The 11,785-nt window shown below is 69.4% G+C and carries 7 protein-coding genes and 1 pseudogene; 7 read left to right on the top strand and 1 reads right to left on the bottom strand.

Features of this window, described 5'->3' with window-relative positions; translation table 11 throughout:
• Window positions 1-43 precede the first annotated feature (43 nt).
• A complete protein-coding gene (locus tag ACGGCP_RS03660; RefSeq protein ID WP_392960551.1) occupies window positions 44-2,257 on the bottom strand; it encodes a HelD family protein in 2,214 nt (737 codons plus the stop codon).
• Window positions 2,258-2,533: 276 nt separating this feature from the next.
• On the opposite strand from ACGGCP_RS03660, the gene ACGGCP_RS03655 reads away from it, so the two are divergent.
• The 7 genes and pseudogenes from ACGGCP_RS03655 to hrpA all read left to right on the top strand — a co-directional run bounded on the left by ACGGCP_RS03655 (window position 2,534) and on the right by hrpA (window position 11,691).
• A complete protein-coding gene (locus ACGGCP_RS03655; protein WP_392960548.1) occupies window positions 2,534-4,087 on the top strand; it encodes a sodium-dependent transporter in 1,554 nt (517 codons plus the stop codon).
• Window positions 4,084-4,197, top strand: coding sequence for a methionine/alanine import family NSS transporter small subunit (locus ACGGCP_RS03650; RefSeq protein ID WP_392960545.1), 114 nt, complete (start codon window positions 4,084-4,086; stop codon window positions 4,195-4,197). Before ACGGCP_RS03655 ends, ACGGCP_RS03650 begins: the two co-directional genes overlap by 4 nt.
• 222 nt (window positions 4,198-4,419) lie before the next feature.
• Window positions 4,420-5,007 (top strand): annotated as a pseudogene (locus ACGGCP_RS03645) (lytic polysaccharide monooxygenase); the annotation flags it as partial.
• Window positions 4,993-5,244 (top strand): carbohydrate-binding protein, encoded by a 252-nt coding sequence (locus ACGGCP_RS03640; RefSeq protein ID WP_392962006.1) that lies wholly within the window; start codon window positions 4,993-4,995, stop codon window positions 5,242-5,244. The pseudogene ACGGCP_RS03645 and the gene ACGGCP_RS03640, both read left to right, overlap by 15 nt.
• Before the next feature lie 295 nt (window positions 5,245-5,539).
• Window positions 5,540-7,132: an ABC-F family ATP-binding cassette domain-containing protein gene (locus ACGGCP_RS03635; RefSeq protein ID WP_392960542.1), complete on the top strand. Its 1,593-nt coding sequence runs from the start codon at window positions 5,540-5,542 to the stop codon at window positions 7,130-7,132.
• 74 nt (window positions 7,133-7,206) lie between these two features.
• Entirely contained in the window at window positions 7,207-7,713 is a 507-nt protein-coding gene (locus ACGGCP_RS03630; protein WP_392960540.1) for a hypothetical protein, read from the top strand.
• A gap of 84 nt (window positions 7,714-7,797) precedes the next feature.
• Window positions 7,798-11,691 carry an ATP-dependent RNA helicase HrpA gene (gene hrpA / locus ACGGCP_RS03625; RefSeq protein WP_392960538.1) on the top strand — a complete coding sequence of 1,298 codons (3,894 nt, stop codon included), beginning with the start codon at window positions 7,798-7,800 and terminating at the stop codon, window positions 11,689-11,691.
• Window positions 11,692-11,785 lie beyond the last annotated feature (94 nt).

Below are 11,785 nucleotides of genomic sequence, written 5' to 3'. Positions count from 1 at the left end.
ACCTCCTACACCTGCTGATCAGTGTAAGAGCTTGGGGCGACGGTTACAGGACCTCTGCGCCGGGGAACACAGGCTTGTCGGGCGCCACAACGCCGAGCCGCTTGGTCGCCCGCGTCAACGCGACGTACAGGTTCCGCAGACCCGAAGCCGCGATCGCGTCCGGGTCGACCACGATCACGCTGTCGAACTCGAGGCCCTTGGCCTGCTTCACGGTGAGCACCGACGCGTCGGCGATCCCGGCGAGCCCCGCGGCCCTTTCCGCGGTCGTCACGATCGCCACGCTGCCGTCGCCGACCAACGACTTCTCCGCCGCGACGAGCTCTTCGACCCGCCCGTCCAAGTCCTCCTGCGCGATCTCCAGCCAAGGCCGGTGACCCGATTCGCGCACCGAGCGCGGCCGCGCCGCCTCGACGTCGATCGAGTCGAGCACGCGCACCGCGACCTCCATGATCTCGGCCGGGGTCCGGTACGACACCGTCAACTGCTCGGCCCGCCAGTCGAGCCCGGAGTTCCCGAAGACCTCGGCCCAGCTCGTCGGCGCGGTCGGCCCGGCGGCCTGCGCCAGGTCCCCGGCCACGGTGAACGATCGCGTCACGCACCGCCGCAGTAGCGCCCGCCACTCCATAGGGGACAGTTCCTGGGCCTCGTCGACGATCACGTGCCCGAAGATCCAGCGCCGGTCGCGCGCGGCCCGCTCCGCCACGGAGACGAACGCCTCGTCAACCTGCCGGTCGCTCAGCCAGAACTCGTCGATCACGTCGGTGGCCTGCAGGATCTCCGACTCCTCGTCCTCGAAGTCGAACGAGGCCGAACCGGCCGCGATCGTCAGGACGTCCTGCGCGTACGCCACCTGCTCGGCCGTCAGCTCGCTCGCGCGCTGCTTCACCTCGATCTCGCCCAGGTGCTCGGCGGCCTCGTCGAGCAGCGCCACGTCAGCCTCGCTCCAGCCGCCAGGCTGGCGCAGCAGCAGCGCCCTGTCCTCCTTCTTCAGGACAGCAGCCGCCGAAGCGAGCAGCTCCCGGGACGAGAACAGGTCCTCCAGCAGCTCCTTCGCCGTCAACTCCGGCCACAGCACCTCTATCTGCCCCCGGATCACCGGGTCCGACGCGATCTCGACCGCGAACTGCGTCCGGTCCTCCAGGCCCAGCAGGTTCTCCCCGCCGAGCGGGTCCTCGCCGATGATGTCCGCGTACTGGATCGCCAGGTCGGCGATCACCCGCTTGTGGAAGGTCTCACGCGCCTCGTTGTGCGGCAGGCCCGTCTCGCGCGCCGCGTCCCGCGCCGCCGTGATCCGCTCCGGCCGCAGGAACAGCTCATGCCCCTCGTAGTCCACCGGCACCGGCTCGCGCGGCACCACCTGGCGGTCGGCGACCGCGCTGGCGATGACCCCGGCCATCACGGCCCGGCCCTTGAGCGCGGCGACGGCCTCGGTCTCAGGGCGGTCGGCGACGACGCCGGGGAACAGCTGCGCGGGCGTGCGCAGCAGGACGTCGGTCTCGGCCAGGCCCGGCAGGACCTCGGAGATGTACCGCAGGAACTGCTTGCCCGGGCCGATGATGAGGACGCCCTGGCGCTTGAGCCGCTCGCGGTGCTCGTACAGCAGGTACGCGGCGCGGTGGAGCGCGACGGCGGTCTTGCCGGTGCCCGGCGCGCCGTCGACGATCATGACGCCCTCCAAGGGCGCGCGGATGATCCGGTCCTGCTCGGCCTGGATCGTGGCGACGATGTCCTGCATCGTGCCGGTGCGGGCGGCGTCGAGCGCGGCCATGAGCGCGCCCTCGGACCCGATCGTCGAACCGGACTCGCCCGCCGCGTCCAGGTCCAGGACCTCGTCGTTCACGTGCCGCAGGTGGCGGCCTTTGGTGTGGAGGTGGCGCCTGCGGCGGACTCCGGCCGGGGCGGCGGCGGTCGCCAGGTAGAACCGGCGGCCCGCCTCGCTGCGCCAGTCGACGAGCAGCTGCTCGCCGCCTTCAGCGTGGATGCCGATGCGGCCCAAGTACATCGGCACGTCGGAGTCGAGGTAGTCGAGCCGCCCGAAGCACAGGCCCTCCTCGACGGCGTCGAGCTCGGCGATGCGGCGGCGGTACAGGTGCGTCTCGGCGTCGCGCTGCGAGCGCTCCTGGTCGTTCTCGACATGCTTGAGCCGCGACTCGCCGAGCCGCTCGGCGGCGTCGTCGCGGAGCCGGTCGAGGCGGGCGTACAGCTCGTAGAGGCGTTGCTGCTCGAACTGGACGGCCGGAGTGATGGCAGCGGACACGGCTCTCCTCTGATGCGGAGCGGACGGGATTCAAGACGAAGGTGCGCGAAAGGCCCGGGCGCTGCGAAAAAGCGTCGCCAGCGTCGCCGAGGCCTGCAGTAGGGCGCAACTGATCAACCTTACCGCTCTCACCGGGGCCGCGTCTCCTGCCGGATCGAACGCGGAGACCGTGCGCACAGCGGATTTCCCGCACTAGTGCGCTCCATCAAGACGGGCTTCGCTACCGTATAGGCCGATATCTGTGCCCCGACCCCGATGTACTTGGAGAATTTGCTCATGGCGAGAGAACCGAATGTGAGAGAGAACTGGGGATCCAGGATCGGGTTCATCCTGGCCGCCATCGGCTCGGCGGTCGGACTCGGCAACATCTGGCGCTTCCCCGGCGTCGCCTACGAGAACGGCGGCGGTGCGTTCCTCGTGCCCTACCTCGTGGCCCTGACGACCGCGGGCATCCCCCTCCTGATCATGGAGTTCACGATCGGCCGCCGCTACAAGGGCTCCGCCCCGGTCGCGTTCCGCCGGATGAACAAGAACGCCGAGGTCATCGGCTGGTGGCAGGTCGCGATCTCGATCGTCATCGCCGTCTACTACGCCGCCATCATCGCCTGGGCAGGCTGGTACGGCTGGTTCTCGATCTCCCAGCAGTGGGGCGCCGACCCGGCGACGTTCCTGTTCGCTGACTTCCTCAAGGACAGCGGCGGCTTCGGCGACTTCACCACCTGGCTGCCCGACATCGGCATCGCGATGGTCGTGGTCTGGGCGTTCACGCTCCTGGTCATCGGCGCGGGCATCAAGAAGGGCATCGAGACCACCAGCAAGATCTTCATCCCGCTGCTGCTGGTCATGTTCGGCGTCCTCGTCGTCCAGGCCCTGAACCAGGACGGCGCGGTCGAGGGCCTCAACGCCTTCTTCACGCCCGACTGGGACAAGGTCCTCGAACCCGGCGTGTGGCTCGCGGCCTACGGCCAGATCTTCTTCTCGCTGTCGATCGGCTTCGGCATCATGATCACCTACGCGTCCTACCTCAAGCGCAAGTCCGACATCACGACCTCTGCGTTCACCGTGGGCTTCGCGAACTCCTCGTTCGAGATCCTGGCGGGCATCGGCGTGTTCGCGGCGCTCGGCTTCATCGCGTTCCAGACCGGCGTGCCGATCGCGGATCAGTCGTACGCGGGCGTCGGCCTGGCGTTCATCGCGTTCCCGACGATCATCAACACCCTGCCGTACTTGGCCGGGCTGTTCGGCGTCCTGTTCTTCGCCTCGCTCGTCGTCGCGGGCTGGACCTCGATGGTGAGCATCGTCCAGGTCCCGGTCGCGGCCATGGAGGACCGCTTCGGCTGGGGCCGCATCAAGGCCACGGTCGTGGTCGGCGGGCTGATGGCCGTGGTGTCGCTGCTGCTGCTGCCGACGGCCAGCGGCCTGATGTTTCTCGACGTCTCCGACTACTACATCAACCAATACGGCATCGTCGTGGCGGCGCTGGTGAGCATCGTCGTGGTCGTGTGGGTGCTGTGGAAGTGGATGGAGTTGCGCGACAACGCGAACGCCACCTCGACGCTCAAGGTCGGGCCGGTCTGGTTCGTGTGCCTCGGCGTCATCACGCCGGTCATGCTGGCGGGCATCCTGTTCTTCAACGTCCGCGACCTCCTGCGCGCGACGTCCGAGGAGGACGGCCTGTTCACCTACAACCAGTACCAGGCGTACGGATGGGCGCTCGCGGGCGGCGCGCTCGCGTTCGGCGTCATCATGGCGCTGCTCCTGCGGAGCAAGGACGTGCCCGTCCTCGAATCCGAAGAGGACGAAGAGGCCCGAGAGGAGGCGGCCCGATGAGCCCGATCGCGATCACGATGATGATCATCGCCATCGTCATCATCGGCGGGGGACTCGTCGTCTCGGCGTCGGTGCTCATGACGCACCCCGACGAGCCCGAAGACGACTGAGCCGCCCGCAGGCATGAGTCGACAATGGCCGCACACGGTTCGTGTGCGGCCATTGTCGTTGCGTACGAAAAGAGAACGCTTATGCGGGTTCTGGTGATTGGTCAGCGCTTGCCCCTTGTGTGGAGCAGGGTTAACTGTTAGGTTCCTTTTTAATTCGGCTCCCCAAACCGGTTCCACCGGAACGCCGAAGCATTGCTGACCCATCGTCGATAGGAGACGAAGATGCGCACCAAGCGCAAAATCATCCTGTCCATCGCCGGCGCCGGAACCCTCGCGGTCTCGGCGTCCATGGCTGCCCTGGCCTGGGGCCACGGCTACACCTCCGACCCGCCGAGCCGCTCGGCCCTCTGCGCCAGCGGCGAAGTCTCGAACTGCGGCGCCATCTCCTACGAACCCCAGAGCGTCGAGGGCCCCAAGGGCTTCCCGGCGGCCGGTCCCGCCGACGGCGAGATCTGCTCGGGCGGGCACGCCGAGTTCGCCGAACTCGACGACCCGCGCGGCGGCAACTGGCCCACGACCTCGGTGAACTCCGGGTCCCAGACCTTCACCTGGACGATGACCGCCGCGCACTCCACGGCGACCTTCGACTACTACATCACCAACGACAGCTACGACCCGACCAAGCCGCTGACCCGCGCCATGCTCGAGCCGGAGCCCTTCGCGTCCTTCGAGATGGGCGGCGCGAAGCCCGACCACACGATGACCCACGACGTGACCCTGCCCGACCGCAGCGGCCGGCAGCTGATCCTCAGCGTCTGGAACATCGCCGACACCGTGAACGCCTTCTACTCCTGCGTGGACGTCGACTTCGGCGGAGGCGGCGGGACCCCGACTACCGCGCCGACCAGCTCCACCCCGACCTCGACGCCGACGGAGACGCCCACGGGCGGCACCGACTGCGCCGCCTGGGACGCGGCCGCCGTCTACACCGCTGGCGACACGGTGACCCACAACGGGACCACCTACCGCGCCGGCTGGTGGACCACCGGCGAGGAGCCGGGCACCACCGGCGAGTGGGGCGTCTGGAAGCAGACCGCCGCCTGTTAGCCGACCGAACACCCGAACGGCACGGGCCGCCCCGCGTGGAGCGGGGCGGCCCGTGTCGCGTATCTCGCTTGACGCCGTTGCGGCCCTGGCCTACCCTTGACGAGTCCTTGTTCCCGACGTTAGGCACTCACTTGAAGCTCTAGGTCGTAGACATCGCGCCATCACGTCTCTGTGCACGTGACCGGTGTGTCTTCGATCAAGAGGGTGCCCATTTCCGGGAACGATCCCTTTTCGCCGTCTCCGGCGCGATGTCTCTCATCTCGATTCCGTTCCGCATCGACCTGAGAGAGGTCTCATGACCACCTATATCAACGTCCAGCAGCTCCAGTTCATCTGGCCCGAGGGCGAAGCCCGGGTCTTCGACGGCCTCGACGTCGTCTTCTCCGACGGGCGCACCGCGCTCATCGGCGACAACGGCACCGGCAAGTCGACCCTGCTCAAGCTCATCGCAGGCCTCCTGAAACCCGAGTCCGGCACGATCGCGGCCTCCGGGCTCATCGAGTACCTGCCGCAGGAGCTGCCGCTTCGACTGGGCGACACCGTCGCCGACCTCCTCGGCATCGCCGAGAAGCGCAAGGCGTTCCTCGCCATCGAGGCCGGGGACGTGGACGAGGCCCACTTCAACGTGATCGGCGAGGACTGGGACTTCCTGGACCGCTCCCGCGTCGCGCTGGACGAACTCGGCCTCGACCACGTGGACTTCGACCGCACCGTCGCGACCCTGTCCGGCGGCGAGTCGATGCTCGTGGGCCTGGCGGGCCGCCTCGTGCGCCGCCCCGACGTGCTGCTCCTCGACGAGCCCTCGAACAACCTCGACGGTTCGGCGAGAAAGCGCCTGTACCAGGCGATCCGGCGCTTCAACGGCACGCTCGTGGTCGTCAGCCACGACCGGGCCCTGCTGGAGCACGTGGACGCCGTCGCCGAGCTCTACAAGGGGCAGATCCGCACCATCGAAGGCAACTTCAGCGTCTACGAGCAGGTCCTCCAGGCCGAGCAGGAGGTCGCGGCCCGCATGGTCCGCGACGCCAAGCAGGACCTCGCCCGCCAGAAGAAGGAGCTCATCGCGACCCGCATCCAGAACGACAAGGGCGCCTCGTCCTGGCGGCGCGAGCAGCGGCGCGGCGGCACGCCGAAGATCCTGCTCAACGCCAAGAAGAACGCCGGGGAAGCCTCCTCCGCGAAGATCCTCATCGCGAAGCAGGAGGACGTGGCCGAGGCCCGCGAACGCCTCGACGAGGCCGAAGAGGCGCTGCGCGACGGCGACGGCATCAACGTCGACCTGCCCGAGACCAGCGTCTCCTCGCACCGCGACATCGCGATCATCAAGGGGCTCGACGTCAACGGCCTCTACGGCGACGGCCTCGGACTGCACCTGCGCGGTCCCGAGCGCGTCGCGGTCACCGGGGACAACGGCGCGGGCAAGACCACGCTGCTGCGCGCGATCGCCGCGGCCGCCCGCGTCCCGCACGGGTTCCTCACCCAGCGGCTGGAACTGCTCGACGACGACGCGAGCGTGCTCGACAACGTGCGCGCGAGCGCCCCCGAAGCCGACGAGAAGGTCCTGCGGACCCGCTTGGCCCGCTTCGGGATGCGCCGCGACTCGGTGTTCCAGGTCGTCTCCACGCTCTCGGGCGGGCAGCGCCTGCGCGCGGCCCTCGCGACGGTCCTGTCCGCGCAGCCCGCGCCGCAGCTGCTCCTGCTCGACGAGCCGACGAACAACCTCGACATGAGCTCGATCCGGCAGCTCCAGCAGGCGCTGACGGCGTTCCGCGGCGCGCTCGTCGTCGTCAGCCACGACGAGGCGTTCCTCGACGGGCTGGGCCTGACGCGCCGGGTCGAGCTGACGCGCGGGGAGGGGATCGCGGTCGACGTGCCGGTCGCCGCGTAGCGACCGGCGTGGAATACCGGACAGACGGCATCGGCGGACCGATACTGGGTGCGCCCACAGAAGAAGGAGCGCCGATGCCGTCCATCCGAGCACTGTCCGCCGCCGCGGTCGTCCTCGCCGGAGCCCTCGCGGGCTGCGGCGGCGAGGACCCCAAAGACGAGGACCTCGGCGGGGCCTGGACCGCGACGCTCGCGGTCACGAGCACCTGGCAGCAGGTCGCCCCGCACGCGACCGGGACCGCGACGATCTCCTCCACCGGCAGCACCTCCGTGCAGCTCGCCGTGGCGGGCCTCGCGCCGAGCACCGAGTACACCGCGCACGTCCACGACGGCGAATGCGACGAGAACCCGCCCGGCGGCGGCCACTGGCTGAAGGACCCGAACGGCGAGGACGCGGCCGGGAACATCATCGAGCTGTCGTTCACGACCTCCGAGACCGGCATCGGCTCCGCGACCGACTCGAGCGACCTCATCCTCGACGACCGCGCGGAGAGCGTCGTCGTGCACGCGCCCGAAGCGCTCACCACTTCCGAGAGCCTCGACTCCGACCGGGTCCTGTGCGGCGACCTCGAGGACACGTGAGTCGTTCCGACTCCTGACGCAGGCCACTGCTGCCGATAATGCGTGGCGGCCGGGCGCGGTGCCCAAGTATCGTTGACGATCGTCATGCCCAGCAGCGTCCCTGAAACCCGCACCAACCTGCGCGAGCGCGTCTTCGCCCTGCGCGCGGCCGATCAGCGTGCGCTGCGCCGCCGCCTGCGCGAAGCCCGCGAACTCGAAGGCCCGGCCCGCACCGAGGCCTTCGCGAAGCTCGAAGCGGACGTGGAGCGCAAGGAGGCCGCGCTGGCGGCCCGCGCGGCGGGTGTCCCGAAGATCGTCTACCCCGAGGCCCTGCCCGTCTCGCAGCGCAAGGACGACATCCTCGAGGCCATCCGGGACCACCAGGTCGTGATCATCGCCGGCGAGACCGGCTCGGGCAAGACCACGCAGATCCCGAAGATCTGCCTCGAACTCGGCCGCGGGGTGCGCGGCATGATCGGGCACACGCAGCCGCGGCGCATCGCCGCCCGCGCCGTGGCCGAACGGATCGCCGAGGAGCTCGGCTCGCCGCTCGGCGAGGCCGTGGGCTGGAAGGTCCGCTTCACCGACCAGGTCTCGGACAACAGCTACGTCAAGCTCATGACGGACGGCATCCTGCTCACCGAGATCCAGCACGACCGGCTCCTGAGCGCCTACGACACGATCATCATCGACGAGGCGCACGAGCGCAGCCTCAACATCGACTTCATCCTCGGGTGCCTCCGCCAGATCCTCCCCAAGCGCCCGGACCTCAAGGTCATCGTCACCTCCGCGACCATCGACCCCGAGCGGTTCGCGAAGCACTTCGGCACCCCGGAAGCCCCGGCCCCGATCCTCGAGGTGTCCGGCCGCACCTACCCCGTCGAGGTCCGGTACCGGCCGCTGCGCGACGAGGACGGCGAGGAGCAGCGCGACCAGACCGACGGCATCCTCGACGCCGTCAACGAGCTCGGCCGCGAAGGCGACGGCGACATCCTCGTCTTCCTCTCCGGCGAGCAGGAGATCCGCGACACCGCCGACGTCCTCGAACGCGCGAAGCTCCGCCACACCGAGATCGTCCCGCTCTACGCCCGGCTCTCCGCGCAGGAGCAGCACCGCGTGTTCTCCTCCCACACCGGCCGCCGGATCATCCTCTCCACCAACGTCGCCGAGACCTCCCTGACAGTGCCCGGCATCCGGTACGTCATCGACGCCGGATACGCGCGCATCTCCCGTTACTCGGCCCGCACCAAGGTCCAGCGCCTCCCCATCGAGGCGATCAGCCAGGCCAGCGCCAACCAGCGCGCGGGCCGCTGCGGCCGCGTCGCCGAAGGCATCTGCATCCGCCTCTACTCCGAGGACGACTTCAACTCCCGCCCCGAGTTCACCGACGCGGAGATCCTGCGCACCAACCTCGCCAGCGTCATCCTGCAGATGACCGCCGCGAAGCTCGGCCGCGTCGAGTCCTTCCCGTTCGTCGACGCCCCCGACTCGCGGAACATCAAGGACGGCATGGACCTCCTCGTCGAACTAGGGGCGCTTGAGGACGTGCGCAGCGGCGAGCGGCGCCTGACGAGGGCCGGACGCGACATCGCGCGCCTGCCGATCGACCCGCGCCTGGCCCGCATGATCCTCCAGGCCCGCGACGAAGGCTGCGTCCACGCCGTCGCCGTCATCACCGCCGCGATGTCCATCCAGGACCCGAAGGAGCGCCCGGCCGACAAGAAGGCCCAGGCCGACCAGTCCCACGCGCGCTTCAACGACCCCGACTCCGACTTCTCGGCGTACCTGAACCTGTGGCGCTACCTCGAAGAGGAGCGCAAGACCCGCTCGTCGAGCTCCTTCCGCCGCATGTGCAAACAGGAGTACCTGCACTACCTGCGCATCCGCGAATGGCAGGACCTCGTGCGGCAGATCCTCGGCGTCCTCAAGAGCCTGAAGATCCCGGTCGAGTCCCCGGACATCACGCCCGCCCCCAAGAGCGTCCACACCGCGCTCCTCGCCGGGCTCCTCTCCCACATCGGCGTCAAAGAGGCCGACACCCGCGAGTACCTCGGCGGCCGAGGCGCCAAGTTCGCGATCTTCCCCGGCTCGGGCCTCGCCAAGAAGCAGCCGCGCTGGGTCGTCGCCGGTGAACTCGTGGAGACCAGCCGCCTGTGGGGCCGCGTCTGCGCGAAGATCGAACCCGAATGGGTCGAGCCGATCAGCGAGCACCTCAGCAAGCGCACCTACTCCGAACCGCACTGGTCCAAGAAAGCCGGGGCGGTGCTCGCGTTCGAGCGCGTCACGCTCTACGGCGTCCCGATCGTCGCCCGCCGCAAGGTCAACTTCGGACGCATCGACGTCGAGACCAGCCGCGAGCTGTTCATCCGCCACGCCCTCGTCCAGGCCGAATGGGACACCCACCACAAGTTCCTCGCGCAGAACCTCGCCAAGATCAGCGAGGTCGAAGAGCTCGAGAGCCGGGTCCGCCAGCGCGGCCTCCTCGCCGACGAGCAGACCCTCTTCGACTTCTACGACGAGCGCCTCCCCGCCGACATCGTCTCCGGCCGCCACTTCGACTCCTGGTGGAAGAAGCAGAAGGACAAGACCCTCCTCGACTTCGACGAGGCCCTCCTCCTGGGCGACCGCGCCGAAGGCGTCGACGGCGACTCCTACCCCGAGGTCTGGACCTCCGAAGGCGCCGACCTCGAACTCGACTACGAGTTCGAGCCCGGCTCCGCCCGCGACGGCGTCACCGTCGCCGTCCCGCTCCCGGCGCTCCAGCAGCTCGACCAGGATGCCTTCACCTGGCAGGTCCCGGGCCTGCGCGCCGAGTTCGCCGAAGCGCTCATCAAGAGCCTCCCGAAGTCCCTGCGCCGCAGCTTCGTGCCCGCGCCCGACTTCGCGAAGGCCGCCGTCGCCCGCATGGCTCCCGCCCCGGGCCGGCCGATGATGGCCGCGCTCGCCGACACCCTCAAGTCGATGACGAACGTGCACGTCCCCGCCGACGCGTTCGACCTCACCAAGGTCCCCGGGCACCTCCTCGTCACCTTCCAGGTCAAGGACGAGGACGGCACGGTCCTCGCCGAAGGCAAGGAACTCGGCGCGCTGCAGCGCCAGCTCGCCCCCAAGACCCAGGAAGCCGCGCAGGAGGCCTTCGACCTCGAACGCACCGGCCTCAAGACCTGGGACTTCGACGCCCTCCCGAAGCTCCACGAGACCCCGCGCAAGGGCTACACCGCGAAGGCGTACCCGGCGCTGGTCGACGAGGGCGGCTCCGTCGGCGTCAAGGCCTTCCCGGACCCGGCCTCGCAGACCGCGAACATGTGGGCGGGCACGCGCCGCCTGCTGCGCCTGAACACGCCCGACCCCCGGCTCAAGGACGCGCTCACCCGCAACGAGCAGCTCGCGCTGGCGACCGGCCCTTACGCGAACGTGGACGCGCTCCTGGCCGACTGCGTGCGCACGGTGCTCGACAAGGTCCTCATCGAAGGCGGCGGCCCCGCTTGGGACCGCGAGGGTTTCGAGGCGCTGCTCAAGCGCGCGAAGCCCGAGGTCGCGGGCGAGTCCGCGGCGGTGGCCCGCAAGATCGCGGCGGTCCTGACCGAGGCGCGCGAGGCGTCCCGGCTCCTCGAGGGCAAGTTCGATCTGCGGGCGCTCCCTGCTTTGAGCGACATGCGCCGCCAGCTCGAAGGGCTCGTCGGCGCGGACGGCTTCGTCGGCTCGACCGGCTGGTGGCGCCTGGACGACCTGCTGCGCTACGTGAAGGCGATCAGCTTCCGCGCCAAGCGCGCGGTCGCCGACATCGCGGGGGACAAGGGCAAGATGGACGTCATCCAGTCCCTCGAGGCCGAGCGGGACGCGCTCGCCCGCGCCCGGCCCGCCGCGCTGCGCTCCGGCGAGGGGCGCGAGGTCCGCTGGATGCTCGAAGAGCTGCGCGTCAGCTTCTTCGCGCAGCAGCTCGGCACCCGCTACCAGGTGAGCGAGAAGCGGATCAGGAAGCTCCTGCAGACCCTCTGACGTGATTCGCTCCCGGGATGTCACACCCGGGGTGCATGATCGAGTTCCGGCGTACGCCGTTCACGGTACGGCAGATCGCCGCCACAAAGGTGAT

It is taken from the genome of Glycomyces sp. NPDC048151 (genome assembly GCF_043202775.1).
Lineage (GTDB): Bacteria > Actinomycetota > Actinomycetes > Mycobacteriales > Micromonosporaceae > Glycomyces.
The sequence above is the reverse complement of the archived record's forward strand: the minus strand, read 5'-3'. Positions and strand labels throughout refer to the sequence as shown.